Consider the following 24,418-nt stretch of genomic DNA (forward strand, 5'->3'; position numbering starts at 1 on the left):
CTGCGTCCCGTCCGGCGGACCCGTCCGCCTGGTGGAGTCGACCACGTCCGTGCGCCGCGCCAGGCCGCGGGGAGGCGCCTGGTGGTGGCCTCAGGCCTCCACCGTACGTCAGCGCGTGCGCGCCTGGTGGGCCTCCGCCTCGAGGAGCGCCTGCAGCACCTGCCGGGCGACCTCGCGCCGCGGGACGTTCCTGTTGGACGACGCCGAGGCGAGGATGTGGTGAGCCTCGTCGGCGGAGCACCCGTTGGTGTGCATGATCGCCCCGACCGCCCGCTCGATCGTCACGGCGTCGGCCAGCTCGTCGCGCCGGGGCGCCGGGGCGGGCCCGGCGGCGGTCAGGCGGCCGCGTGCGGACGAGGCCAGCAGCTGGGCGTAGCCGTCGGCCGCGACGAGCAGGCCTGCGTCCCAGGGGTCGGCCGACCGCGAGTAGAGGGTGAGCGCGAGGTCGACGCCGGGCGCGACCGACGCCGGGACCGCAACCGCCGAGGCGAAGCCCTCCTGCGCCGTCTGCCCGGACCACTCGGGCCACCGGGACTCCTGCCCCACCTGGGCCACGAGCTGCACGCGGTGGTGCTCCATCGCGTCGGCCCAGGGTGCGGACCGCGATCGCACCGCGGCGCGGTCGCAGCGGGCCGCGGCCGGCGTGCTGCTCACCGCCGGGACGCTGACGCCGTCCTGGCGCACCGTGACGGTCGCGTCCAGGACGGCGCGCAGGACCGCTGCCGCGCGGACGACGAAGTCCTCCGGGACCCACCACGACGTCGACGTCGGTCTCACCTCGCTACCCGAGCTCACCTGTGCCGCCCCCGCAGCAGCACACGGTCGAGGATAGGACGCTCGGCGCCGACCCGCTCGGTGCGCACGGTGCCGGGCGCGAGTGCCGCCCGGCGCTCAGGCCGCGACCCAGGGCCGGTCGGTGCGGGCGTGCTCCAGCGCCCAGTCGAGCGCCAGGTCGGCGACCCGCTCCCACCCGTAGGAGCCGCACGTCCAGTGGTCCCGCCCGGCCAGCTCCCGGTACTCGGTCACCGCCGGCGAGCGCCGGTAGCGGCGGGCGTTGGCGCGGTTCACCGACGGCGGCATGATGTGGTCCCGCTCCCCGGCGACGAACAGCAGCGGCGCGCGGTCCGCTGTGTAGTCGACCCAGGTCTCCTGCGGGCCCGGCCTGAAGTTCGCGACGAGGCCGTAGTCGAAGATCCAGCGCCCCGGGGCGGGGATGGCGTAGCGCTCCCACACCTGCCGCGACTCGCGGTCGTCGGAGGTGTTGGTGAAGGCATAGTGGAACTCCTCCGGCGTGAAGCCCACGGCGGCGTTGCGGTTGCTCGGCCGGCGCAGCGCCGGCAGCAGGGACCGCGTCTGCGACCACGGGGTGACCCGCACCCCCTCGGTGGGCGCCGAGTCGATGGCCACGCCGACGGAGCCCAGCCCGCGGGCGAGCAGCAGCTGGGTCAGCGTGCCGCCGAAGGAGTGGCCGACGATGATCGGCGGCACCGCGACGGACTCCACCACCCGGGCCAGGTGGTCGACGACCTCCGGGACGGTCAGCCGGGCGATGACCTCCGGGTTCTTCCGCAGCGCCTCCACCTCGACCTCGAACCCGGGGTACCCGGGGGTCAGGACGGTCAGGCCCTTGGCCTCGTAGTACGGGACCCAGTGCTCCCAGCTGCGGGGTGTCATCCACAGGCCGTGGACGAGGACCACGGTGTCGGGCGTGCTGCTCATGGCGGTGCTCCTTCGGCAGGCGGTGGCACTTCTCGGTGCTGCTGCTCGGGTGCCGGTGCGTCGTCGCACGGGATCCGGCCGCGGCCCGCGGCGCTCGTCGACCGGGCTTCGGGCCGGCGGCGCGGGGCGAGGTCGGGACGGAGCGCTCCCCCTCGCCGTCGAGCGTACGTCGCGGCGAGAGCACCGTCACGGTTCCTAGTTCTTGCACTGAGTGCACCCTGAAACCTAGGCTCGTGGCGTGCCCTCGACGCCGGACGTCCCCGACCGCCGGGCCGCGCTCAAGGCGCGCCACCGCCAGGCGATCGTCGCCGCCGCGGTCGCGCTGATGGACGAGCGGGCCAGCTCCCGCTTCTCCGTCGACGAGCTCGCCGCACGGGCCGGCGTCTCCCGGCGCACGGTCTTCAACCACTTCGCCTCGCTCGACGACGTGGTCATCGCCGCGGCGTCCGAGATCCTCAGCGACGTCGTCGACGAGCTCGGCGTCCGTGCCGGCGCGGCCGGCCCGGACGCCGACCTGCTGGACCAGCTGGCGGCCGCGACGCGCGCCACCCACCTGGTGCCCCTGATGTCCCGGCTCGTGCGCATGCTCGGCGCCGAGGGCACCGAGCTGCCGGCCCGCGAGGCCGCGCTCGTCCAGCGCACGTTCGCCCTGCTCGACGAGCGGCTCACGGCCACCATGGTCCGCCGCCACACCGGGCTGGACGACCTCGCCGTCGAGCTGCTGGTCGTGGCCTTCATGGCGGGCGCGCTCCTGCTCTTCCGCCGCTGGTACGCCGCCACCGGTGCGGTGGACGACGAGCGCTCGCGCCGGCTGTGGGACGAGCTGCTCGGCCACCTGGTCGCCCTGCTGCGGGACGGCCAGCGCGCGGCGCACGCCGTCCCGTGAGCACCACCTGAGGCCCGGACCGGTCCCGGGCCCGCCTCCTGCCGATCTTCCGCCCCTGTCCCGACCCGAAAGGTCACCATGGCTGAGCTCCTCTACCGGGTGGGACGCGCCTGCGCGCGCCACGCCCGGGCCGTCATCGCCGCGTGGGTCGCGGTGCTCGTGCTCGCCGGCGGGGCGTTCGCCCTGTTCGGCGGCACGCTCGCCTCGAGCTTCGACATCCCCGGCACCCCCACCGCCCAGGTGACCCAGAAGCTGCAGGACGCGCTGCCGGACGCGTCCGGCGGCACCGGCCGCGTCGTCGTGCGCACCACGGACGGCGGGGAGCTCACCGAGGAGCAGCGGGCCGAGATCTCCGACCGCGTCACCCGGGCCGCCGCCGTCGACGGGGTCGCGCAGGTCGTCGACCCGTTCGCCACCGAGGCCGAGCTCGCCGAGCAGACGCGGCAGGTCGCCGACGGCCGCGCGCAGGTCGAGGCCGGACGCGAGCAGCTCGCCGCGGGCCGCGAGCAGCTCGACGCCGGGCAGGCGCAGCTCGACGCCGCCCGCGGGCAGGCGGAGGCCGCCGGCCAGGCCGCCGCGGCCGCCGCGCAGCTCGACGCCCAGCAGGCCCAGCTCGACGCCGGCCGCGAGGAGCTGGAGGCCCGGTCGGCGCAGCTCGAGGAGCAGGCCGCCACCCTGGAGCAGGGGGCGACGCTCCTCGAGCTGGCCGACGGGATCCGCATGGTCGCCGAGGACGGCTCGGCCGCGATCGTGACCGTGGCCTTCACCGCGCCCCAGCTCGACGTGCCGAGCGAGGCCAAGCGGGGCGTGCTCGACGCCTTCGGGGCCGCGCCGATCGACGGCGTCCAGGTCGACGCCTCCTCCGAGCTGCTGGAGTCGGTGCCGAGCGTGTTCGGCCCGGGCGAGGCCGTCGGCCTGGTGGTCGCCGCGATCGTGCTCGTGGCCATGCTCGGCACGCTGGTGGCCGCCGGGCTGCCGATCCTCAACGCCCTCGTCGGCGTGGGCGTGGGCGCGCTGGCCACCATGTCCCTGTCCGGCGTGGTCCAGATGGCCTCGGTGACGCCGATCCTGGGTCTGATGCTCGGCCTGGCCGTGGGCATCGACTACACGCTGTTCATCGTCAACCGGCACCGCCGCCAGCTCAAGGACGGCTACGACGTCGCCGAGTCCGTCGCGCTGGCCAACGGCACCTCCGGCAACGCCGTCGTCTTCGCCGGCGCGACCGTGCTGATCGCCCTGCTCGCGCTCAACGTGACCGGCATCCCCTTCCTCGGCCTCATGGGCTCCGCGGGCGCCCTGTGCATCGCGGTGGCCGTGCTCGTCGCCGTGACGTTCACCCCCGCCGTGCTGCACCTGGTCGGCCTGCGCGTGCTGTCCCGCAAGGAGCGGGCCGCCCTCGCCGCCCGCGACGGCGCCGCCGCGCTCGCCGGAGCCGCCGCGTCGCCGACGGCGCGGCCCGCGCTCGCGCCGATGCGCACGGGCCGCGCCGTGCTGCGCGTGCTCGTCGGCGTCGGCGCGCTCGCCGTCGTCGCCCTGCCCGCCCTGGACCTGCGCCTCAACCTCCCGGACGGCTCCTCGGAGACGCACGACTCCACCCAGTACCAGGCGTACGCCACGGTCGCGGAGAAGTTCGGCGAGGGGCAGAACGGCACCCTGCTGGTGGTGGCGGACCTGCCCGCAGGCCTCGACGACGCCGCGGTGGCCGAGCGCCGGCTCGAGATCGCGCAGTCGCTGCACGACCAGGACGACGTCGCCGCCGTGGCGCCGATCGGCGCGGCCGAGGACAACAGCCTGCTGGCCTTCCAGGTGGTGCCCGCCGAGGGGCCGACCAGCGAGTCCACCGAGCAGCTCGTGCACACGCTGCGCGGGCTCGACCTCGACGGCGTCACCGCCCTCGGCGTCGCCGGGTCGGCCAGCGGCAACGTCGACATCTCCGACAAGCTCGCCGACGCCCTGCCCACCTACCTCGCGGTCGTCGTCGGGCTGTCGCTGCTCATCCTGGTCGTGGTGTTCCGGTCGCTGTACGTGCCGGTGATCGCCACGCTCGGGTTCGTGCTGAGCTACTTCGCCACGCTCGGCGGCACGGTGTGGATCTACCAGTGGGGCAACCTCGCCGGCCTGTTCGGCGTCGAGACGCCCGGGCCGATCCTCAACTTCCTGCCCACGATCCTGGTGGGCATCCTGTTCGGCCTGGCGATGGACTACATGCTGTTCCTGACCTCCGGGATGCGGGAGGCCTACGCCCACGGCGCGCCGGCCCGCCTCGCGGTCGTCCAGGGCGTCCGGGCCGGCCGGGCGGTGGTCGTCGCCGCGGCGCTGATCATGATCTCCGTGTTCGGCGGGTTCATGTTCTCCCACTCGGCGATGATCCGGCCCATCGGCTTCGCGCTGGCCTTCGGCGTGCTCGTCGACGCCTTCGGAGTGCGGATGCTCATCGTCCCGGCCCTCATGCACCTGGCCGGCGACAAGGCGTGGTGGCTGCCGCGGTGGCTCGACAGGCTCCTGCCGGACGTCGACGTCGAGGGCGCCTCGCTCGAGCGTCGCCACCCGCACCACGAGACCGGCAGGTCCGCCGAGGCAGCGGAGCCGACCCGCGCCTGACCGGCAGGACGTCGCCTCGGGCGTCACGACGACGGCACCCCGCCGCCCGCACCGGGCGGCGGGGTGCCGTCGTCCGCGCGGGCGGGGGTGGCCGTCAGGGCGCTCCTCGCTCGGCCCAGGACGCCGCGAGACCGGACAGGTCCTGAGCGACGGTCCGCAGCCGGGTGGCGTCGCCGTCCCCGACCGCGAGGGCGTACCCGAGCAGGAACGTGGTCAGCGGCCCGGCCGGTCCGCCGACCCGTCCGGCGACGTCGTCGGCGAGGTCCGCCAGCGCCTCGGCGTCGATGACGTCGCGCGGCACCCCGAGCCGCACGGCGACGTGCTCCACCCAGCCGTCCAGGTCCCCGCGGTCGTGGTCCTCGCGGCCCAGGTCCTCGGGATCCGCGTCCGCGGAACCCAGGTTCTCGGGAGTCATGGGGTCCCTCCGCCTGCCAGGTGATCGGCGTCCGCGCCGTGCCCGCCGGGTCGGCGCGCCTCGACCATGGTCGGCCCAGGGACGGGCCGTCGCACGGCCGCGCACCGCTCCGGCACCCGGCGCCCGGCCCAGGTGCGGGCCGCTGCCGGCCCACCGATGCTCGATCGGGAACCCAGGAACCGATCGAGGGAGCAGGCGCATGCGTGCCGTCGTCTACCGCGGGCCCAACCAGGTCGAGGTCACCGAGGTCCCGGACCCCGGGGTCCAGGAGCCGACCGACGCGATCGTCCGCATCACCACCACGAACATCTGCGGCTCCGACCTGCACATGTACGAGGGGCGCACGAACGTCGAGGAGGGCAAGGTCCTCGGTCACGAGAACATGGGCGTCGTCGAGGAGGTCGGCCCGGCCGTCAGCCGCGTCAAGGTCGGCGACCGGGTCAGCGTCCCGTTCAACATCGCCTGCGGGACCTGCCGCAACTGCCTGCACGGCTGGACGTCGTACTGCACGCGCACCAACCCCACCGAGGGCATGGACGGCGCCGCGTACGGCTACGCCAGCATGGGCCCGTACGACGGCGGCCAGGCGGAGTACCTGCGGGTGCCCTTCGCCGACGTCAACCTGCTCGAGCTGCCGGAGGGCACCGAGCACGAGAACGACTTCACGATGCTCAGCGACATCTTCCCCACCGGCTGGCACGGCGCAGCGATGGCCGGCGTCTCCCCCGGCGACGACGTCGCCGTCTTCGGCGCGGGACCCGTCGGCCTCATGGCCGCGCACAGCGCTCTGATCATGGGCGCCGCGCGGGTGTTCGTGGCGGACAAGGAGCCCGACCGGCTGCGGCTGGCGGAGTCGATCGGCGCCACCGGCATCGACGTCTCGGCGGGCAGCGCGGTCGAGCAGATCATGGAGCACACGCAGGGGCGCGGCACCGACTGCGGCGTCGAGGCCGTCGGCTACCAGGCCCACGACCCCTCCGGCGAGGAGCACCCCGAGCTCGTGCTCGACAACCTGGTGGAGACCGTCCGCAGCACCGGCGGCATCGGCGTCGTCGGCGTGTACATGCCGCAGGACCCGGGCGCGGTGACCGAGCAGGCGCAGCAGGGCCGGATCCCCTTCCAGTTCGGCACCCTGTTCTCCAAGGGCCAGCACCTCGGCACGGGGCAGGCCCCGGTGATGCGCTACAACCGCCAGCTGCGCGACCTGATCATCGCCGGGCGCGCCCGGCCGTCGTTCATCGTGTCGCACGAGCTGCCGCTGGACGATGCCGCCGACGGCTACCAGCGGTTCGACGCGCGCGAGGACGGCTGGACCAAGGTGCTGCTGCGGCCCGCCGAGCTGGGGGCGGCGTGACCGCCTCGCGGTCCGGCCGCGTCTTCGTCAACTAACCCCTGTGGGGCGACGAGGTGCCCGCCACGGTCACCGAGCTGCGCGACGGGCAGGCCGTGCCGTACCCGAGCGAGGAGTGGAACGCCCCGGCCGGGGACGACGACCGCACCGCGTTCGTGTCGGTGCAGAGCGTCGTCGTCGACCCGGCGGACCGGCTCTGGGTGCTGGACACGGGCAGCCCGACGTTCCGGCCCACGCAGCCGGGCGGGCCCAAGCTCGTGTGCGTGGACCTGTTCCGCGACGAGGTGGTCCAGGTGATCACCTTCGACCCCGACGTCGCACTGCCCAGCACCTACCTCAACGACGTCCGGTTCGACCTGCGCCGCGGCGAGGCGGGGACGGCGTTCATCACCGACTCCTCCGACTCCGGGCCCAACGGGCTGATCGTGGTCGACCTGGCCACCGGGGAGGCGTGGCGGCGGCTGCACGACCACCCCTCGACCAAGGCGCTGGGCTGGGACGAGCTCCGGCCCGCGGTGGCGGGCCGCCCGTTCGCGCAGGCCCCGGAGCCCGACGGCGACGCGCAGCCGGTGGCGATGGGCGCAGACGGCATCGCGATCTCCGCCGACGGTGCCCGCCTGTACTACTGCCCGCTCGCCTCCCGGCGGCTGTGGAGCGTGTCCGTGGACGCCCTCGTGGACCGCGACCTCGACGACGACGCCGTGGCGGCGACCGTCGTCGACGAGGGCGACAAGGGCACCGCTTCGGACGGTCTGGAGACCGACGACGCCGGGCGGCTCTACCTCACCGCCTACGAGCAGGACGCGGTGCTGCGCCGGCTGCCCGGCGGGGCGTTGGAGACCGTGGTGCACGACGCACGCGGATCGACGCCGGCCCGGTGCGGCTCGGGGGCTGACGCTCTCGCGGGCCGACGACGCACCGGGGCGGCGACGCCGCCCGGCAGGTTCAGCCGGCCGGCTCCGCACGGAGCCGGGCGGCCTGCCGCGTCAGGTGCTCGCGCTCGGGCAGGCTGGCGGCAGCCCGCGCCGCCGCGGCGTAGAGCCGTGCCGCGCCCGCGCGGTCGCCGTCGCGCTCGTGCAGGTGGGCGGCGACCGCGGCGTAGCGGGGCAGCGCCGGGTCGAGCGCTGCCAGGGCCGCGAGCCCCGCCCGCGGGCCGTCCGCCTCCCCCACCGCCACGGCGCGGTTGAGGCGGGCCACCGGGCTGTCGGTGAGCCGCACCAGCTCGTCGTACCACTCGACGATCTGCACCCAGTCGGTCTCCTCGGCACTCCGCGCGTCGGCGTGCAGCGCCGCGATCGCCGCCTGGGCCTGGAACTCCCCCAGCCGGTCGCGGGCGAGGGCGGCCTGCAGGACGGCGACGCCCTCGCTGATCAGCCCGGTGTCCCACGTCCGGCGGTCCTGCTCCGCCAGCGGCACCAGGCCGCCGTCGGGACGGGTGCGCGCCGGGCACCGGGCGTGGTGCAGCAGCATCAGCGCCAGGAGCCCGCCCACCTCCGGCTCGTCCACCTGGGCCGCGAGCCGGCGCGTCAGTCGGATCGCCTCGGCGGTGAGGTCCACGTCGCCGCCGTAGCCCTCGTTGAAGACGAGGTACAGCACGCGCAGCACCGTGCCGACGTCGCCCGGCCGGTCGAGCCGCACGCCGGCGACGGTGCGCTTGGCGCGGCTGATGCGCTGCGCCATGGTTGCCTCCGGCACCAGGTACGCCTGCGCGATCTGGCGCGTGGTGAGGCCGCCGACCGCGCGCAGGGTCAGCGCGACCGCCGACGTCGTGCTGAGCGACGGGTGGGCGCACAGGAAGTACAGCTGCAGCGTGTCGTCGTGCGAGCCGGCCGGGACCGGCGGGGGCTCGGCGTCGACGAGCTCCTCGCGCCGGCGTCGGGAGTCCTCGGCGCGCACGGCGTCGAGGAACCGGCGCCACGCCACCGTCACCAGCCACGCCTGCGGGTCGCGAGGCTCCTCGCGGGACCACGCCCGCAGCGCCTCGACCAGGGCGTCCTGGACGGCGTCCTCGGCCGCCGCGAACGGTGCGCCGCGGCGGACGAGGACGCCGACCACGGCGGGGACGACCGCCCGCAGCCGGACCTCGTCCACCGCCGCCTCACTCGGTGACGGTGGTGGGCACGGTGAGCAACGGTCGCAGCTCGAGCCACTCGTGGATCGGCTTCCCGCCGGCGCCCGGGGCCGCGGACAGCTCGGCGGCCAGCTCCAGGGCGCGGTCGTAGCCGTCGACGTCGATCACCATCCAGCCGGCGATGAGGTCCTTGGTCTCGGCGAAGGGACCGTCCGTGACCGGCGGCCTGCCCTCGCCGTCGTAGCGGACGAAGGTGCCCTCGGGTGAGAGGGCACCCTCGTCGACATACTCGCCGGTGGCCTCCAGACGGGCGGCGAAGTCGCGCATGTACTGCAGGTGCGCGTCGACCTCCTCGGGCGTCCACCGGTCCATCGGCACGTCGTTGACCGGTGCCGGTGCGCCGCGGTAGTGCTTGAGCAGCAGGTACTTGGTCATCGCGTCCTCCTCGGTGCGGTACGGCCCATCGGGGCCGCGCTCAACCCGGGGACGGAGCCGCCGGCGGGTTCTCGACACCGCCGGCGGCCGGCGATCGAGGACCGAGCTCACGCCGCGGCGCGCGCCGACGCCACGCCCGGGCGCGCGAGCACCACCATCGCCACCGCCCCGGTGAGCCCGGCGACGAACGCCGGCGTCGCCACCGCGTCGCGGTGGCCCGGCCACAGCGGCGGCGACGGCCAGGCCGGCGAGGGCTCCGGATCCCATGGGGCCGTCGTAGCCCGGTGCCCCCAGAGCCGCAACGCGGAGGCGGGTCGGACCGCGCCCGCGCCGCGACCGCCCCTCGGCTCGGCCGGCGGCGGCCACGGTGTCCCGGCGGCGCCTCAGCGGTGTCTCAAGAGTGCAAAGCCGCATCTTGAGGGTCCGCCGCCCAGATTGGGCCAGGGCTTGAGGGCGGCACCGAAGTCTTGTCGCAGCCACCCACGGACCGACCGAGAGGCTGCTCATGGCTTCGCTGCTGACCTCCTCCCCCGTCGTCCCGCCGCGCGTGCCCGCCCCGGCGGTCCCGCGGCCGGACGCCGACGACGAGCTCGAGCTGGTGGCGCGCCTGCGGGCGGGCGACGACGGCGCGTACGCCGAGCTGTGGCGCCGTCACCACCCCGCGGGCCGGGGCGCGGCCCGCCGCATCTCGCAGACGCTGAACCCCGAGGACGTGGTGCAGGAGGCGTTCGCCCGGATCCTCGCGGCCGTGCGCCGCGGGAACGGGCCCGTCGGCGAGTTCCGCCCGTACCTGTACGCGGTGATCCGCCGGGTCGCCTCCGACTGGGGCCAGGCGCAGCCCGCCCAGCACAGCGTCGACGAGGTGCCCGAGCAGGCGGACGCGCGCACCCCCCGCGAGGACGCCATGCTCGAGCAGACCATCGTCCAGACGGCGTTCCGCAGCCTGCGCCCCGAGTGGCAGCAGACCCTCTGGTACACCGAGGTCGAAGGCCTGCCCGCGCGCGAGCTGGCGGCGCGCCTCGGCATCAGCGCCAACGCGGCCGCCGCCCTGGCCTACCGGGCGCGCGAGGGGCTGCGGACCGCCTGGCTGCAGGCGCACGTGAACCACGACGGCGCCGACGAGGGCTGCCGCACCGCCATGGAGCGCCTCGCGGCGTACGAGCGGCAGACGCTCGGCCGGCGTGAGTCCGCCAAGGTCGCCGACCACCTCGAGTCCTGCGACTCCTGCTCGTCGGTGGTGCGTGAGATGCACGAGACCGCCGGGCCCCTCCCCGCGTTCGCCGCGGCGGGGAGCGCCGCGACGGTCGCCGCCGCGACACCCGCGCCGACGACCGCCGCGACGCCCAGCGCGACGCCCGGTCCGGCTGCCACGACGCCGGGCGGCACGCGGCGTCGTCCGGCGCGGACCGCCCGGCGGGTGCACCGCGCCCTCGTCCCGGCCGGCGCCCGCTGACGGGCCGCCACGCCGGAGGGCGCTTCCCGGACACCAGCCGTGCCGTGTCGTGAGCGGCTGCTAGGTTCTGGGGCGTGAACGAGCCGTGGGCCAGGGGGGCCGCCGTTGTCGTCGAGGACGACGAGGAGGTCCGTGGGCTGCTCGAGCTGACCCTGCAGCAGGCCGGCTTCACCGTCCACACGGCGGCCACGGGGGTCCAGGGCGTGGCGCTGGCCAAGACCGTCTCCCCCGTCGTGACGACGGTGGACGTCTCCCTGCCGGACATCGACGGGTTCGAGGTCGTCCGGCGGCTGCGCACCTTCTCCGACACCCTCGTCATCATGGTCACCGCCCGCGGCGACGAGCCGGACACGCTCATGGGTCTGGAGTCCGGCGCCGACGAGTACGTCACCAAGCCGTTCCGCCCGCGCGAGCTGCGCGCCCGCGTCGACGCCCTGCTGCGGCGCGTGTCCTCCGCCGGCACCCCGCAGCCGGCGCCGCCCCTGGAGCCCGAGCCGGAGCCCGAACCGGCCCGTGGCATCGAGCTGGACGCCGCCCGGCGCACCGTGCAGGTCGACGGCGAGCTCGTCTACCTCACCCGCACGGAGTTCGACCTCCTGGCCCGGCTGTACGCGGCCCGCGGCCGAGCCGTGGCGAAGGGCGACCTCGCGGCCGTGCTCTGGCCCGACGGCGACAACCACGGCGCGGTCGTCAGCGAGGCCGACCGGCGCACCGTCGAGGTGCACCTCGCCAACCTCCGGCGCAAGCTCGGCGACAGCCCCAGCGCCCCGCGCTTCATCCACACGGTCCGCGGGCTCGGCTACCGCTTCCAGCTGAGTTAGGCACCGTCGTCCGGCCGGGCGCCGTCGTGGGACGCGGCCCGCGCACGGCCGCGGGCCGACGGCGCCGGGTCCTCAGTGCAGGATCTGGGCCAGGACGGCAGCGGTCTCCCGCGCCAGGCGCTCCAGCGGCACGATGCCGTGCGCGCCGAACGGCTGGAAGGGGTCGGCGGCCAGCCGGCGCACCACCGCGTACGCCTCCTCGGCCAGGGGCACGGCGCCGACCATCGTGCTCGAGCTGGCCAGGGACAGGGCAGCGTCCCGGACGCCGGGGCGGTCGCCGTCGGCCGCGGCCTGGCGCAGGCGCTCGAGCCGCTCGCCCAGCACCCGCAGGTAGCGCTCGGCGAACTGCTGCGCGCCCTGCGGCCCGACGTCGTCGGCGAGGCGACAGAGCGCGTCGGGGTCGACCGCGCCGGTCATCGCGAGACCTCGGCGGCGCACACCCGTGCCCGGTTCCAGGTGGTCATGACGTCTGCTTTCCGTGCGGCGAGTCGTCAACCATCCTGCTGCGGCCGGCTCAAGGCGCGCCCCAATGTCACCACCGGATGCTCAAGAAAAGCCTTGGGCTTCTTGAGCGACCGCCCCGGCGCCCTGTGCCCGCGACGTCTCCGAGAGATCAGCGGAACGTGGTGGCGTAGTACGTCTGCTGGTCCACCGTCTCGGCGGTGATGTTCTGGGTGATCTCGGCACGGCGCCGCAGGTTGTCGGCGAACCGCAGCGAGTCGTCGTTGAACCGGGAGACGTCGTAGGCGCACACGACCTGGTGCTCGCCGAGGTAGGCGATGAGGACGTCGAGCATGTCCATGAACGTGCGCGTGGCGCGCCGGCCCGGGTGCGCGAGCGTGAACCCGACGTACCAGATCGCCTTGCGCGCCGCGTGCTCGGGGTAGCGCGCCGCGAAGAACTCGGGGCTGACCCAGGGCACCGCGTCGAGGTCCGTGGCGAGGGTCGTGAGGCCGACCGGCTCGCCGTGCTCGTCGCGGGCGAGGAGCTTGAGCACGCGCGGGTCGGCCATCTCCGCGTCGAACTCGTCGCGGTGCAGCACGTGCCGGGCCGCCGCGCGGGTGCGCAGCGGCTCGAACGCCTCGAGGTAGAGCTTCCAGAAGCCCTCGGCGACGTCGCCCGACACCGCGGTCTCGAACGTGACCTCAGCGGCCATCGCCGGCCTCCTCCCAGCCCGCGCGACGGTAGGTCGCGACGACGAGCGCGCAGACGGGCAGCGTCTCGCACGTGATCCCCGTGATCCGCCGGCCCTCCGGCTCGTAGAGCCCGCCGCGGGTGAGCGACAGGTCCTCGAGGCTGTGCGTGAGGTCGGTGGCCACCTGCTCGTGGGACGGCCCCTCGTGCTCGACGAAGAGGCCCGCGCCGCTGCCGTCGATCCGGCGCGACCAGGCGACGCCGGCCCAGGCCTCGTGGCCCGGCAGGGAGGCGTGCGCCTCGGCGTAGACGCAGTAGAGGGCGTCGCCGTGCTCCCCCTTCAGCTGCTCCGAGCCGTCCACCTCGAGGATCCGGCTGCCCGCCGGGACGACGGAGCTGAGGCGGATGAGGTTGTAGTCGTTCACGCCGGCGGCGGCGAGGGCGGCGTCGAACGCGGAGAGCGTCGTCCGACCGGTGCCGACGCCGGTGCTCACGCGGATGGTCAAGGGCTCGGTCATCAGGTCCTCGGGAGTGAGTCGTCGGGCAGGGCGTCGCCGTCACCGGCACGGCCGGCGGCGGCATCCAGGAGGTCGAGCACACGGGGCAGGACGGCATCCAGCGGTCCACGCCCCGTAGCCAGGGAGACAGTACGGCCTGCGGGCGCGTCGCCCGGGTGCCACACGCCGGGTCCGGGCACGAAACCCGAAGCGTCCGTGCTGGTCAGTGCGCTGGCCGGTGCGCTGGCCGGTGCGCTGGCCGGTGCGCTGGCCGGCGCGGCGTCCGCGCCGAGGTGGACGACCAGCGGCACCTGCAGCAGGCGGCCGTCGGTTCGCAGGTCCGCCACGAGGGCGGGCCCGCCCGGGTCGTCGCACGCGTGGCCGAGGACCACGAGGTCCGGCTCGAGGCCGCCGGCGAGCGCGTCGCGGGCCTCGGCGACCGAGGACACCTGCGTGACGACCAGCCCGCCACGGACGAGGTCCGCCGCCAGCGCGCGACGGCCGGCGTCGTCGTCCTCCGCGAGCAGCACCCGGCGGTGGTGCGGCCGCAGCCGGACGACGTCCCGGACCGTCCCGGCGAGGGCCGCGGGGCCCACGGGCACGATCAGCGTCGGCACCGGGGCGGCCACGGCGGCGTACCGCACCCGGCTGAGGGCCGGCGCGGCGGCGTCCGGCGTCGCGAGGTCGAGCACCACCACCGCGGTGGGCTCCCGCTCCAGGGTCGCGAGCGCCGCGGGACCGTCCGTCGCGGCGATGGCCTCGTACCCCCGCTCCCGCAGCACCGGGCGCAGCGCCGCGACGACGGCGGCGTCGTCGTGGACGACCACCACCCGCGTCGGCGCGGCACCGCCGTCCGACGGCGCCGCCGGCACGGTGCGGACGGTGTGCTGGGCCACGCGGCGCAGGGTGAGGCGGAAGCTCGATCCCGCGCCCTCGCCGTCGCTGACCGCCCAGATCCGGCCGCCGTGCTGCTCCACGATGCTCCGGGCGATGGCGAGCCCGAGCCCCGTGCCGCCGCGCTCGCGCGCGTCGGAGGCGTCCACCTGCTCGAACCGCTGGAACACCGCCTCCAGCTTGTCCACCGGGATGCCGCGTCCGTCGTCGTCGACGCGCAGCTCCACGAGGTCGCCGGCCGGCACCGCCACCACACGGACGGTGCCGCCGGGCGGGGAGAACTTCACGGCGTTGCTCAGCAGGTTGGTCAGCGCCTGCACGATGCGCTCGCCGTCCGCGCGCACGACCTCCGCCGAGGCGGCGGGTCGGATGGTCACCCCGGCCTCGTCCGCGAGGACCGACACCTGCTCGACGGCCGCCGCGACGAGCGCCTCGACACGGTGCTCACCCAGCTCCAGGCGCGAGTTGCCCGCGTCCATGCGCTCGATGTCCAGGATGTCGTCGACCAGCCGGCTGAGCCGCTCGCTGCTGGTGAGCGCCACGTGCACCATGCGCGCCGCCTGCTCGGGCGAGGCGTCGAGCACGCCGCTGTCGAGGAGCCCGAGGGCTCCGCGGATCGACGTGAGCGGGGTGCGCAGCTCGTGGCTCACCACGGAGACGAACTCGTCCTTCATGCGCTCCACCGCGCGCCGCTCGGTGACGTCGCGGAAGGCCACGACCGCGCCGCGGACGACGTCGCCGTCGCGCAGGGGGCTGGCCGTGACCTCGACCGGCACCTCGCGGCCGTCGAGCCGCCGGTAGACGTCCAGCTCCGCGGCGGCCGTGACCCCGTCCCGCACCGCCTCGGTGATGTAGCAGTGCTCCACCGGGTACGGGGTGCCGTCCTCGGTCGGCGCGTGGAACGTGTCGTGCGCGTCGCGCCCCACGAGGTCGACGGCCAGCGCGCCCAGGAGCCGCGCGCCGGCGGCGTTGACGAAGGTGACCCGGCCCGCGGCGTCGACGCCGTAGATCCCGTCCGCGACGGACTCCAGCGTGTGCTCGCGCTCGCTGGCGAGCGAGCGCAGCTGCGCGGTGCGCTCCTCCACGCGCCGCTCCAGGCTCTGGCGCAGCGACTCGTTGTCCACGACCACGAGGATCTGGCGCAGGACGACCGCGACGAGCACCACGATCCACAGGGCGTTGGCCGCCCACGGCACGCCGCTCCGGTACCCCTCGCCGACGCGCACGAGCGCGGCGGCGAGGAAGAGGCAGAAGGTCACGACCGTGCCGAGCACCGGGGACCCGACGCTGCGTCGACCCTCGACGTGATAGCCGAACGCCGCGGGGTGCTGGGCCGCGAGGGCCCCGGCGACGTACCCGCCGACCCACCCGACGTCGACGGGGCTGCCGAACGTGAACCCGCCGCCCGCCGACAGCAGCGCGAACGCGACGTCGGCCACGGCGTACAGCAGGAACCCGCTGCCGACGATCGCCAGCGGCACCCGCTCCGCCTCGCTCGAGCGCGTCATCACGAGGACGGCGAACGTCGCCAGCAGGGCGTCGACCACCGGCAGGGCGTAGGCACCGACGTCCGGCAGCGCCTGGGTCAGGTCCGCGCGCGGGATCACGCCCGAGATCGCGATGTACAGCACGGAGCCGCCGACGACGACGCTGTCCAGCAGCATGCGGACGAGCTCCGGGCCGCGCGGGCGCACGGTGGGGAAGAAGGCGAAGGCGACCACGGCGAGCGTCAGGGCGGCGATGTACGCCGCGTCACCCGTGTAGGGGTCGCCGACCAGGCCGGCGTAGAGGTTGCCGAGCAGGCCCACGAGCCCCGCCAGGGCGAGCGTCCCCCAGGCCCGCCGCCGTCGGCCCGTCGAGCGGAGGGCGCCGACCGTGCAGCTCACCGTGCCGACGAGGGCCGCGGCCGCGATCGCCGCCCGGGAGACGTCCGCCCGCGTCGCGGCGTCGAGCGGGCTGGCCAGCACGGCGACGAGCAGGACGAGCGCGACGCCGGCCACCCAGCACCAGCGCACGAAGCTGCCTCCTGCGCGCGAAGCGGCGCGTCCGGCTCCCCCCATGGGCCTGAGCGTAGGAGACGGTGGCCCCGAGCGCCGGTTACCTCGCCGCCACGGCGTGGTCCGGGCACGGCGAGGCGGCGATGTCGGTGCCGCCGGGATACCGTTCGAGGGTTCTGAGCGGCTGATCAGGGGGTGCGCGTGGGTGCAGGGGGCCGGCACGTGGTGGTCATCGACGACGACCCGTCCATCCGTGAGGTCGCGGCGCTGGCGCTCTCGGCCGTCGGGGGGCACCAGGTCAGCACGGCGGGCGACGGTGCCGAGGGCATGGAGCTCGCACGGCGCGTCCAGCCGGACGCGATCCTGCTCGACGTGATGATGCCGGTGCTCGACGGGCCGACGGTGCTCGGCCGCATGCGTGCCGTCGAGGCGCTGCGCGACGTGCCCGTCGTCTTCCTCACCGCCAAGGTGGGCGCGCAGGACATCTCCCGGCTGGACGGGCTGGGGGCGGTCGCCGTCTTCACCAAGCCGTTCGACCCGCTCATGCTCCCGCAGCAGCTCGCCGACGTCCTCGGGTGGGACGCGTGAGCGGCCCGGCGCACGCCGACGCCGCGCACTTCGACGACGCCTTCGCCGTGCTCGCCGCGCGGGCGCGCCGGCGCAACCTCGACCGTACCGACCGGGTGCTGGCGCTGCTGGCCGCGGGAGCCCCGGCCGTCGGCCACCTCCTCGACCCCGCGGCGCGCGACGAGGCGATGCAGCTGTGCCACGCCGTGGCGGGCTCGGCGGGGACCTTCGGCGAGCACGACCTCAGCGACGCGGCGCGGCGCCTGGAGACCGCCCTGCGCGACGGTCCCGACGACGCCGTCACCATCGCCCTGGACGGGCTGCGCGCCGCCGCGGGCCGCACGCCCTAGATCCGCTCCCGGCTCCTCACGCGCCGCCGGGCGGGAGGGCGACAGGCAGCGTGGACGACGAAGGCCCTGACCGCGGACGCGGTCAGGGCCTTCGGTGCGCAGGTGCCGCAGCGGCGCCGCGGCACGGTGAGCGCGGTCGGTGCCGTCAGTGCGTGACCTTCCGGCGGCCGGCGAGCCCCTCGGCCACCCCGATCAGGAGCACGGCGGCGATGACGGCCACGATGAACCCGACCACGTTGAGCTCGAAGATGTCTCCGGTGCCCAGCAGGTTCGCGACGAGCCCGCCGATGACCGAGCCCACGAGGCCCAGGAGCAGGGTCGCGATGATCCCGAGGTTCTGCTTGCCCGGCTTGATGAGGCGTGCCAGGGCCCCGATGACGAGGCCGGCGACGATGAACCCGATCACTGCTTTCCTCCCAGTTCGATGCTGATGGATCTCCTGCCACCTTGGCAGACCCGCCGCGCTCTCGCCTGCGGAGACGCAGCCGCGGCGCTCCCCGGGGCGAGCGGCGGCCGCCTCCGGCAGACTTTCCGGGTGCCCTACCCCCTCGCGCCGGCGGCGCGGCGGCTGCGCGCGCGTCGCGCCCGGCGCCGCGCGGTCCTGGTGCCCGGGGACGCGGTTCGCGTCGCCGCCCTGGCGAGCGTCGTGGTCGGGCTGGCCGGGTTCGGTGCCGTGGTCGGCGCGGTGCTCTTCCTCGTCCTCGGCGGCACCATGCTGGCCCGCGCGCTCGGGGCGCCACGGACGCTCGACCTCGCCCTCGGGACGACCACGCTCGTCGCCGCCTGGGCCGCCGCGCTCGACTGGTACCGCGCCCTGGGCTGGCTGGACCTCGCCGTCCACCTCGTCGCCACCGGGCTGATCGCCGCCCTGGCGCACCTCACGCTCGTCCGCCTGGGCGTCGCGCCACCGCCGGACGCCGCCGTCGCCGACCCGACCCGGAGGCACCGGCCGCGGCTGGGTGCCGGCGTCGTCACGAGCGCCGTCGGCGTCGCGCTCGCGACGCTGTGGGAGCTCGGCGAGTGGTTCGGCAACACCGTGCTCGACGACCGCATCCAGGTGGGCTACACCGACACGGTCAGCGACCTCACCGCCGGGACGGTGGGTGCCGTGGTCGCGGGCGTGCTCGTGGCCCGGGGGGCACTCTTGCCCCGCGTCCGGCGGTGGACCGGCTCGTGACCGGCCGACCGAGGAGGACCGGCGTGGCAGGGACGACGGGCACCGCAGGGACGACGGGCCGGGCGCCGCGCGCGCTCGGGCAGCTTGCCCTCGGCGGCGTCCTGCTGTCCGCGGGCGCGGACCCTGCGCCGGCTGCGCAGCGGCCGCTGAGGCCCCGGCCGACCGGCCGGGGACGAGCCCGCCTCAGGCCGCCTCGCCGGCGGTCGTGCTGCGAGACTCCGCCGTGCCCATCCCCCAGCGCACCGCGCGGACCGCGAGCGCACCGGCCGGGCCGCCGAACCTGCGGCTCAGCGGCGTCTCGACGGCCAGCGCCTCACGCGCCCACGGCGGCAGCAGCGCCACGGCGCCGGCGGCGAGCAGGCCGTAGGGCGCCCGCGCGGGTCCCGGCAGCGGCGGCTCGCGCAGCAGGAAGCTCGCCGCTTCCAGCGCCGCGGGCGTGGCCTCGAGCTCCGGCCGGTACCCCTCGAGGCACGCGGTCAGCTCGGCGACGGTCTCCGGGACGACCCGGGCGCCCAGGGCCCGCGCGACGCGTGCGGACTGGGCGACGTACTCGTCCGCCTCGGCCGGCGACAGCGGCCGCTCGCCGTAGCGCTGGTGCGCGGCGAGGAACGAGTCGGCCTCCGCGACGTGCACCCACGTCAGCAGGTGCGGGTCGCTCGCCCGGTACGGGCGGCCGTCGGCCGTCCTGCCGCGCACCCGCTCGTGCACGGCCCGCACCCGCTCGATCATCTCCTGGGCGTCGTCGGCGGTCGCGAACGTCGTGGTCGCCAGGAAGGTCGAGGTCCGGGCGAGGCGCCCCCACGGGTCGCTGCGGTAGCCCGAGTGCCCGGCGACGCCCGCCATCGCCAGCGGGTGCAGCGACTGCAGCAGCAGCGCCCGCAGCCCGCCGACGAACATCGCGGAGTCCGCGTGGACCCGGCGGATCGCGCTGACCGGACCGAACCAGCGCGGCCCGGGCGTCAGGTGGATCCGGGCGCGCGCCTGCACGCCGTCCGGGCCGGCGACCTTCGCGAACAGCATGTCGCCCACCTGCGTGCGCAGGCGCTCGACCGGGTTGGCCACGACCGACATGGAGCCAGTATGGCTCGCGGTCCCGACACGCTCTCGTCGGCCGCCGCGCGGCTCAGTGGCCGCTGCCCGTGACGACCCGGCGCCGCTCCGTCTCGTGGACGCCGCCCTTCTTCTCCAGCGTCCGGCAGGCCTCCTCGATGTCCCGCGCGAGCGTGTCGACGTGCTCGCGGCTGAGCGTCTGCTTGACCAGCGCACGCATGATCGTCACGTCCTGCGCGTCCGGCGGGAGGGTGTAGGCGGGCACCATCCAGCCCCGCTCGGCGGAGAGCTGCCAGGCGATGTCGAACTCGTCGTAGCCGTGCGGCTCCGCGAGGCGGAAGGCGACGAGCGGCAGCTGTTCCTCGTAGGGGCCGATCAGCTCGAAGCGGCCCACGGCCTGCAGCTTCTCCGCCAGGATCTGGGCGTTGTACTGCATGTTCCGCATGATGTACGTGTAGCCCGACCGGCCGTAGCGCACGAGGTTGTAGTACTGCGCCAGCACCATCGCCGACCCGGTGGAGAAGTTCAGCGTGAACGTGAGGTCGGCCCTGCCGAGGTAGTTCTCCTCGAACACCAGCTCCGGCGCGAGGTCGGCCCGCTCGCGGAACACCAGCCAGCCGATGCCCGGGTACACCAGCCCGAACTTGTGGCCGGAGACGTTGATGGAGCGCACCTGCTCGAGGCGAAAGTCCCACGGGGAGTCCGGGTAGAGGAAGGGCCAGACGAAGCCACCGCTGGCGGCGTCGACGTGCAGAGGCACGTCGATCCCCCGGTCCTGCTTCAGCTGCACCAGCAGGTCGTTGATGCCGACGACGTCGTCCTTGTGGCCGGTGAACGTCGTGCCCAGGACGGCGGCGACGCCGATCGTGTTCTCGTCGACGTGGGGAGCGACGTCGTCCGGGCCGATCGTGTACCTGCCCGGCGTCAGGGGCACGATCCGGGGCTCGACGTCGAAGTACCGGCAGAACTTCTCCCACACCACGTGGACGTCTCCCCCGAAGACCAGGTTCGGCCGGTCCGCCGGCGCTCCCGCCGCCTCGCGCCGCGCACGCCAGCGCCACTTGAGGGACAGCGCGCCGAGCATGATCGCCTCGGAGGACCCCTGGGTCCGGGCTCCGGTCGTCTCTCCCGGGGCGTGGAACAGGTCGGCGAGCATGCGGATGCACCGCTGCTCGATCTCGGCTGTCCGCGGGTACTCGGCGTGGTCGATGAAGTTGCGGTGCAGGTTCTCGGCGATGATCCTCTGCGCCTCGGGCTCCATCCACGTCGTCACGAACGTGGCGAGGTTGCGCGCGGGGTCGCCCTCCAGCGCGAGGTCCTCCGCGACGAGCCGCATCGCGTCCACGGCGGTCATGCCGTTCGCCGGGAACTCCTTGGTCGGCACCTCCTCGGTGGCGAAGCGGTTGCCGAACAGCACGGCGTCGGGGTCGCCGGGCAGGGTGCTCATGGGCTTCTCCTTCCGTCGGTCTCGGTCGCGCGGACCGCGGCTGCACGGCGGACCGCCAAGCTCCGTCCACGCTCGGCACGACGTCCGGGACGGAGACTCACCCGAGCCGGGTGACGCGGGGTCGGGCGAGCGCTGCGAGGTAGCGGGAGGCGATGGCGTCCTGCAGACGTCGGGTCACCGGACCGCCGGCGCGGGCCAGCCCGCTCGCAGGCCGGGAGGACGCCGTGACGCTGGACGTCAGGACGCCGTCGTCCGCCTGCTCCAGCAGGAACCGCTGCTCGCCCGACCCGGGGTGCCCGGGCAGCGTCCCGTAGGCGGACCCGGCTCGGGCGGCCTCGTCGACCACGTCGACGACCCGGCACGGGGCCTGCAGCCGCACCGGGCCCAGCCCCAGGGAGACCCGCACGACGGTGCCCGGCGCGGCCCGCAGGCCCGCGGCCTGCGCGAGCGTCATCGGCACCGGCATGACCGGATGGTGCCACGGACGCGCCCGTGGCGGCCCGCGACCGTCCGATGAGACCGGCGGCGCCCCGGCGTCTACCCCTCGACACCGACGTCACGTCATCGGGAGCGCACCGTGGGACTCATCGAGATCGAGCTGTTCGCCACCCTCGACCTGGTCGGCCAGGCGCCCGGCGGCCCCGAGGAGGACCCGCTGGGGTTCGGCTTCGGCGGCTGGCAGGCGCCGCTGATCGACGAGGTCTCGGGGGCGCAGGCCGCCGCCGCGTACGAGGACACCGACGCCCTGCTGCTCGGGCGGCGCACCTACGACATCTTCGCCGCCTACTGGCCGCACCAGGAGGGCGGCGAGGACGGCGACATCGCCGCCCTCTTCAACCGCGTGCCGAAGTACGTGGCCTCCCGCGGCACGCCCCGGCTCGACTGGGCCGGGTCCACGCAGCTCGGGCCCGACCTGCCCGCGGCGGTGCGCGAGGTCCGCGACCGGCACGAGCACGTCAAGGTGGTCGGCAGCCTGAACCTGGTGCAGACCCTGCTGCGCGAGAAGCTCTTCGACCGCCTCGACCTGTGGGTGCACCCCATCGTGCTCGGCGAGGGCAAGAAGGTGTTCGACGGCGGGGCGGTGCCCACGAACCTCACGCTCCTCGAGCCGCCGGTCGCCGGGAAGAAGGGCACGGTGTACCTGCGCTACGGGCTCGCCGAGGGCACGCCCGCGACCGGGGACATGGCCGCGCCCGACCGCGGCGCAGGCAGCGACTGAGGCCGCCGGGCGTCACCCGCACAGCCGGTCGAGCAGGAGCGCGACGAGGCGGTCGCCGTCCACGCCGGTCGCGACGGTCGCCGGGTGCACCTCGGGCAGCGCGAGGTCCGCGCGCGGCACGTCGTCGCTGGGGTCCCACGCGACGGTGCGGCCCCGGGTCAGCGAGCCGCGCAGCTCGATGCCGACGGCCGCGGTGCGGGTGGTGACGAGGCCGGGGTCGAGCAGGGTCGCGACCGTGAGCGGGTCGTGCAGCGGGCAGCCGCCGCGGCCGGACCGCTCGGCGGACCAGGCGACCCAGGGCCGCACCGTGCGGGCGAGGTACCGGGCCAGGTCGTCGGCCGCGCGGTCGAGCCGGTCGACGTCGGCCGGCGTCATCAGGGTCCGCAGCGTGACGTCCAGCGGGACGATGCGCAGCGGCGCGGCGCTGCTCAGCACGACGTGCGTGGCCTCCGGGTCGTACGCCGCGTTCTGCTCCCGCAGCACGCCGGGGACGTCGAAGGCCCCGCCCATGACGACCAGGCCCGCGACCTTCTCGGCCCAGGCCGGGTCGAGCAGCATCGCCTGCGCCAGGTTGGTCAGCGGCCCGAGCGCGACGACGGTGAGCTCACCGGGGGCGGCGTCCACGAGCTCGACCAGCGCGCGGGCCGCCGTCGTCGGCCGGGCGCGCAGCGCCGACCCGACGGGTCCGATGCCGTGCCACAGCCGGCGGACGGCGTCGTCGTCGCGGCGCCCGTCCAGGTGCGCCCGCCACGCGGCCGGGTCCTGCACCAGCGGCCGGCCCGCCCCGCGGTGCACGGGGACGTCGCTCCGACCCGCCGCGTCGAGGATCTCGAGCGTGCCGGCCACGCCCCGCTCGACCGGCACGTTGCCGGCGACGACCGTGACCGCCTCGACCTCGAGCTCGGGCGACCGGAGGGCGAGCCCGATCGCGAGCCCGTCGTCGACGTCGGCGCCCGCGACCCCGGTGCCCGGGTCGGTGTCGATGACGACGCGCACGGCCGCACCACCTCCGGGGCCGATTGTGCGGCCGGCGTGCGCCGCCGGCGAGCCGCGGGCCACCGGGCCGGGCGGGGCGGTCCCCGCCCGGCCCGACAGCAGCCTCAGCCCGCGAGCGGGAGCAGGTTGCTCTTCGCCAGGCCGCCCAGCCACGCGAGGCTCGGCTTCGGGGTGCGCGCGAACGTCGTGCGGTCCACCGCGATCAGCCCGAAGGTCGGGTCGAACGAGCCCCACTCGTAGTTGTCCAGCAACGACCAGTGCAGGTACCCGCGCACGTCGCAGCCGTCGGCCATCGCCGCCGCCATCGCCTGCAGCGCCCCCGTGGTGTAGTCGATGCGCCGGGAGTCGTCGCGGGTGGCCATGCCGTTCTCGGTGACGAGCATCGGGACGCCGCCGGTCACCTCGCGGGTGTGCCGCAGCGCGTGGCCGAGAGCCTGCGGGTAGTACTCCCACCCGGTGAGCGTCCGCTCCGTGCCCTCGGGCCACGGCTGGGGCCCGTAGCCGAGCTCGTCGTCGGTCGGGCCGATGATCGTGCGCAGGTAGGACTGCACGCCGACGAAGTCGTCGTCGCGAGCCTGCTCCAGGAAGTAGTCCTCGCGCCAGTACTGCCACTCGTCCCGCTGCTGCTCCCAGCCCGGGACGGCCTGGAAGACCTGGTTCGCCACGGTCCACCCGGCCTGGACGTGCCCGCGCCGGCCGAGCACCTCCATCGCGGCGTGATGGGCCTGGGCGATGACGCGGGCGACGTGCGGGGACGGCCCGGGGAAGTTCACCCCGTTCTCGGTGTCGATCCGCGCCTCGCTCTGGTTGACCATCATGTTCGGCTCGTTGATCGTCACCACCCAGGTCACGTCGTCGAGGATGGTCGAGGCGGTCTCGGCGAACCGGCGGAACCGGTCGACGGCGTCGGGCGCGTACCAGCCGCCGCTGCGCCCGAACCAGCGCGGGAAGGTGAAGTGGTGGAGCGTCACCACCGGCTCGACCCCGTGCCGGCGGCAGGTGTCGATCATGCGGCGGTAGTGCGCGAGCTGGGCGGCGGACACCGTGTCCCGCTCGGGCTCGATCCGCGCCCACTCCAGGGAGAAGCGGTAGGCGCCCAGGCCCGCGCCCGCGAGCAGCGCGATGTCCTCCGGGTAGCGATGGTAGGAGTCGCACGCGTCGCCAGAGGGTTCGGCGACGTGCGTGCCCGGGGAGTGCTCGTCGACCCAGTGGCTGGAGTTGACGTTGTTGCCCTCGACCTGGTGGGCGGCGGTGGCCGCCCCCCACAGGAAGCCGTCGGGCGCGGGGGTGGTCGGGGTGGTGCTCGTGCTGGTCATGGGAGGTCCTCCGGAGTGAGGT

The 24,418-nt window shown here is 75.3% G+C and carries 24 protein-coding genes and 1 pseudogene; 10 read left to right on the forward strand and 15 right to left on the reverse strand.

Annotated features, from left to right (window positions below):
- Positions 1 to 108 precede the first annotated feature (108 nt).
- Positions 109 to 777 carry an ANTAR domain-containing protein gene (locus U5M74_RS01610; RefSeq protein ID WP_410905507.1) on the reverse strand — a complete coding sequence of 223 codons (669 nt, stop codon included), beginning with the start codon at positions 775 to 777 and terminating at the stop codon, positions 109 to 111.
- A 114-nt stretch (positions 778 to 891) separates the two neighbouring features.
- Positions 892 to 1,719 (reverse strand): alpha/beta hydrolase, encoded by an 828-nt coding sequence (locus U5M74_RS01615; RefSeq protein WP_410905509.1) that lies wholly within the window; start codon positions 1,717 to 1,719, stop codon positions 892 to 894.
- A gap of 238 nt (positions 1,720 to 1,957) precedes the next feature.
- Here U5M74_RS01615 and U5M74_RS01620 point away from each other — a divergent pair, with 238 nt between their 5' ends.
- Complete coding sequence (locus U5M74_RS01620; RefSeq protein ID WP_410905511.1) at positions 1,958 to 2,605, forward strand: TetR/AcrR family transcriptional regulator; 648 nt, start codon at positions 1,958 to 1,960, stop codon at positions 2,603 to 2,605.
- 78 nt (positions 2,606 to 2,683) lie between these two features.
- Entirely contained in the window at positions 2,684 to 5,206 is a 2,523-nt protein-coding gene (locus U5M74_RS01625) for an MMPL family transporter (protein ID WP_410905513.1), read from the forward strand.
- A 94-nt stretch (positions 5,207 to 5,300) separates the two neighbouring features.
- On the opposite strand, the gene U5M74_RS01630 is transcribed toward U5M74_RS01625, so the two are convergent.
- The gene (locus tag U5M74_RS01630) at positions 5,301 to 5,621 is read right to left on the reverse strand and encodes a DUF6457 domain-containing protein (RefSeq protein ID WP_410905515.1); all 321 of its coding nucleotides are present in this window, start codon (positions 5,619 to 5,621) and stop codon (positions 5,301 to 5,303) included.
- 199 nt (positions 5,622 to 5,820) lie between these two features.
- Between U5M74_RS01630 and U5M74_RS01635 the strand changes: the two genes are divergently transcribed.
- A complete protein-coding gene (locus U5M74_RS01635; protein ID WP_410905517.1) occupies positions 5,821 to 6,975 on the forward strand; it encodes a glutathione-independent formaldehyde dehydrogenase in 1,155 nt (384 codons plus the stop codon).
- 158 nt (positions 6,976 to 7,133) lie between these two features.
- Positions 7,134 to 7,781, forward strand: a pseudogene (locus U5M74_RS01640) (L-dopachrome tautomerase-related protein); the annotation flags it as partial.
- A gap of 136 nt (positions 7,782 to 7,917) precedes the next feature.
- Here the strand turns inward: U5M74_RS01640 and U5M74_RS01645 are convergent.
- Both U5M74_RS01645 and U5M74_RS01650 read right to left on the reverse strand, forming a co-directional pair.
- Entirely contained in the window at positions 7,918 to 9,063 is a 1,146-nt protein-coding gene (locus tag U5M74_RS01645; RefSeq protein ID WP_410905519.1) for an RNA polymerase sigma factor, read from the reverse strand.
- Between the two features lie 7 nt (positions 9,064 to 9,070).
- A complete protein-coding gene (locus tag U5M74_RS01650; RefSeq protein ID WP_410905521.1) occupies positions 9,071 to 9,478 on the reverse strand; it encodes a YciI family protein in 408 nt (135 codons plus the stop codon).
- A 505-nt stretch (positions 9,479 to 9,983) separates the two neighbouring features.
- On the opposite strand from U5M74_RS01650, the gene U5M74_RS01655 reads away from it, so the two are divergent.
- Positions 9,984 to 10,931, forward strand: a complete 948-nt coding sequence (locus U5M74_RS01655; protein ID WP_410905522.1) for a sigma-70 family RNA polymerase sigma factor — start codon at positions 9,984 to 9,986, stop codon at positions 10,929 to 10,931.
- A 74-nt stretch (positions 10,932 to 11,005) separates the two neighbouring features.
- On the forward strand, positions 11,006 to 11,752 hold the full coding sequence (locus U5M74_RS01660; RefSeq protein WP_410905524.1) for a response regulator transcription factor: 747 nt from the start codon (positions 11,006 to 11,008) through the stop codon (positions 11,750 to 11,752).
- A gap of 72 nt (positions 11,753 to 11,824) precedes the next feature.
- On the opposite strand, the gene U5M74_RS01665 is transcribed toward U5M74_RS01660, so the two are convergent.
- The 4 genes from U5M74_RS01665 to U5M74_RS01680 all read right to left on the reverse strand — a co-directional run bounded on the left by U5M74_RS01665 (position 11,825) and on the right by U5M74_RS01680 (position 16,337).
- Positions 11,825 to 12,169, reverse strand: coding sequence for an Hpt domain-containing protein (locus U5M74_RS01665; RefSeq protein WP_410905526.1), 345 nt, complete (start codon positions 12,167 to 12,169; stop codon positions 11,825 to 11,827).
- 196 nt (positions 12,170 to 12,365) lie between these two features.
- On the reverse strand, positions 12,366 to 12,908 hold the full coding sequence (locus U5M74_RS01670) for a hypothetical protein (protein WP_410905528.1): 543 nt from the start codon (positions 12,906 to 12,908) through the stop codon (positions 12,366 to 12,368).
- The gene (locus tag U5M74_RS01675) at positions 12,898 to 13,404 is read right to left on the reverse strand and encodes a pyruvoyl-dependent arginine decarboxylase (RefSeq protein WP_410905530.1); all 507 of its coding nucleotides are present in this window, start codon (positions 13,402 to 13,404) and stop codon (positions 12,898 to 12,900) included. Before U5M74_RS01675 ends, U5M74_RS01670 begins: the two co-directional genes overlap by 11 nt.
- Positions 13,404 to 16,337, reverse strand: a complete 2,934-nt coding sequence (locus U5M74_RS01680; RefSeq protein WP_410905531.1) for an ATP-binding protein — start codon at positions 16,335 to 16,337, stop codon at positions 13,404 to 13,406. Before U5M74_RS01680 ends, U5M74_RS01675 begins: the two co-directional genes overlap by 1 nt.
- Positions 16,338 to 16,475: 138 nt before the next feature.
- Here U5M74_RS01680 and U5M74_RS01685 point away from each other — a divergent pair, with 138 nt between their 5' ends.
- Both U5M74_RS01685 and U5M74_RS01690 read left to right on the forward strand, forming a co-directional pair.
- Positions 16,476 to 16,862, forward strand: a complete 387-nt coding sequence (locus U5M74_RS01685; RefSeq protein ID WP_410905533.1) for a response regulator — start codon at positions 16,476 to 16,478, stop codon at positions 16,860 to 16,862.
- Positions 16,859 to 17,191 carry an Hpt domain-containing protein gene (locus U5M74_RS01690; protein ID WP_410905534.1) on the forward strand — a complete coding sequence of 111 codons (333 nt, stop codon included), beginning with the start codon at positions 16,859 to 16,861 and terminating at the stop codon, positions 17,189 to 17,191. Before U5M74_RS01685 ends, U5M74_RS01690 begins: the two co-directional genes overlap by 4 nt.
- A 145-nt stretch (positions 17,192 to 17,336) precedes the next feature.
- Here the strand turns inward: U5M74_RS01690 and U5M74_RS01695 are convergent, their stop codons facing one another.
- Positions 17,337 to 17,597: a GlsB/YeaQ/YmgE family stress response membrane protein gene (locus U5M74_RS01695; RefSeq protein WP_069982576.1), complete on the reverse strand. Its 261-nt coding sequence runs from the start codon at positions 17,595 to 17,597 to the stop codon at positions 17,337 to 17,339.
- A 129-nt stretch (positions 17,598 to 17,726) separates the two neighbouring features.
- On the opposite strand from U5M74_RS01695, the gene U5M74_RS01700 reads away from it, so the two are divergent.
- Positions 17,727 to 18,368, forward strand: coding sequence for a hypothetical protein (locus tag U5M74_RS01700; protein WP_410905536.1), 642 nt, complete (start codon positions 17,727 to 17,729; stop codon positions 18,366 to 18,368).
- Positions 18,369 to 18,551: 183 nt separating this feature from the next.
- Here the strand turns inward: U5M74_RS01700 and U5M74_RS01705 are convergent, their stop codons facing one another.
- The 3 genes from U5M74_RS01705 to U5M74_RS01715 all read right to left on the reverse strand — a co-directional run bounded on the left by U5M74_RS01705 (position 18,552) and on the right by U5M74_RS01715 (position 21,331).
- The gene (locus U5M74_RS01705) at positions 18,552 to 19,439 is read right to left on the reverse strand and encodes an oxygenase MpaB family protein (protein ID WP_410905538.1); all 888 of its coding nucleotides are present in this window, start codon (positions 19,437 to 19,439) and stop codon (positions 18,552 to 18,554) included.
- 52 nt (positions 19,440 to 19,491) lie between these two features.
- Positions 19,492 to 20,865, reverse strand: a complete 1,374-nt coding sequence (locus U5M74_RS01710; RefSeq protein WP_410905540.1) for a glutamate decarboxylase — start codon at positions 20,863 to 20,865, stop codon at positions 19,492 to 19,494.
- Between the two features lie 97 nt (positions 20,866 to 20,962).
- Complete coding sequence (locus U5M74_RS01715; protein WP_410905542.1) at positions 20,963 to 21,331, reverse strand: DUF1990 family protein; 369 nt, start codon at positions 21,329 to 21,331, stop codon at positions 20,963 to 20,965.
- A 111-nt stretch (positions 21,332 to 21,442) separates the two neighbouring features.
- Here U5M74_RS01715 and U5M74_RS01720 point away from each other — a divergent pair, with 111 nt between their 5' ends.
- Positions 21,443 to 22,084, forward strand: coding sequence for a dihydrofolate reductase family protein (locus U5M74_RS01720; protein WP_410905544.1), 642 nt, complete (start codon positions 21,443 to 21,445; stop codon positions 22,082 to 22,084).
- A 12-nt stretch (positions 22,085 to 22,096) separates the two neighbouring features.
- On the opposite strand, the gene U5M74_RS01725 is transcribed toward U5M74_RS01720, so the two are convergent.
- Positions 22,097 to 23,080: a nucleoside hydrolase gene (locus U5M74_RS01725; protein WP_410905546.1), complete on the reverse strand. Its 984-nt coding sequence runs from the start codon at positions 23,078 to 23,080 to the stop codon at positions 22,097 to 22,099.
- A gap of 104 nt (positions 23,081 to 23,184) precedes the next feature.
- The gene (locus tag U5M74_RS01730; RefSeq protein WP_410905548.1) at positions 23,185 to 24,396 is read right to left on the reverse strand and encodes a glycoside hydrolase family 1 protein; all 1,212 of its coding nucleotides are present in this window, start codon (positions 24,394 to 24,396) and stop codon (positions 23,185 to 23,187) included.
- Positions 24,397 to 24,418: the final 22 nt, after the last annotated feature.

This window comes from Puerhibacterium sp. TATVAM-FAB25, from assembly GCF_046535855.1.
GTDB classification, from domain to species: Bacteria; Actinomycetota; Actinomycetes; order Actinomycetales; family Cellulomonadaceae; genus Puerhibacterium; species Puerhibacterium variabilis_A.

Excerpts from the sequence above, each read along its gene's own strand:
- U5M74_RS01670 (WP_410905528.1), bottom strand. The coding sequence starts at position 12,908 with ATGGCCGCTGAGGTCACGTTCGAGACCGCGGTGTCGGGCGACGTCGCC.
- U5M74_RS01615 (WP_410905509.1), bottom strand. The coding sequence starts at position 1,719 with ATGAGCAGCACGCCCGACACCGTGGTCCTCGTCCACGGCCTGTGGATG.
- U5M74_RS01680 (WP_410905531.1), bottom strand. The coding sequence starts at position 16,337 with ATGGGGGGAGCCGGACGCGCCGCTTCGCGCGCAGGAGGCAGCTTCGTG.
- U5M74_RS01730 (WP_410905548.1), bottom strand. The coding sequence starts at position 24,396 with ATGACCAGCACGAGCACCACCCCGACCACCCCCGCGCCCGACGGCTTC.
- U5M74_RS01655 (WP_410905522.1), top strand. The coding sequence starts at position 9,984 with ATGGCTTCGCTGCTGACCTCCTCCCCCGTCGTCCCGCCGCGCGTGCCC.
- U5M74_RS01625 (WP_410905513.1), top strand. The coding sequence starts at position 2,684 with ATGGCTGAGCTCCTCTACCGGGTGGGACGCGCCTGCGCGCGCCACGCC.
- U5M74_RS01630 (WP_410905515.1), bottom strand. The coding sequence starts at position 5,621 with ATGACTCCCGAGAACCTGGGTTCCGCGGACGCGGATCCCGAGGACCTG.
- U5M74_RS01715 (WP_410905542.1), bottom strand. The coding sequence starts at position 21,331 with ATGCCGGTGCCGATGACGCTCGCGCAGGCCGCGGGCCTGCGGGCCGCG.
- U5M74_RS01675 (WP_410905530.1), bottom strand. The coding sequence starts at position 13,404 with ATGACCGAGCCCTTGACCATCCGCGTGAGCACCGGCGTCGGCACCGGT.
- U5M74_RS01710 (WP_410905540.1), bottom strand. The coding sequence starts at position 20,865 with ATGAGCACCCTGCCCGGCGACCCCGACGCCGTGCTGTTCGGCAACCGC.
- U5M74_RS01665 (WP_410905526.1), bottom strand. The coding sequence starts at position 12,169 with ATGACCGGCGCGGTCGACCCCGACGCGCTCTGTCGCCTCGCCGACGAC.
- U5M74_RS01705 (WP_410905538.1), bottom strand. The coding sequence starts at position 19,439 with ATGTCGGTCGTGGCCAACCCGGTCGAGCGCCTGCGCACGCAGGTGGGC.
- U5M74_RS01635 (WP_410905517.1), top strand. The coding sequence starts at position 5,821 with ATGCGTGCCGTCGTCTACCGCGGGCCCAACCAGGTCGAGGTCACCGAG.
- U5M74_RS01650 (WP_410905521.1), bottom strand. The coding sequence starts at position 9,478 with ATGACCAAGTACCTGCTGCTCAAGCACTACCGCGGCGCACCGGCACCG.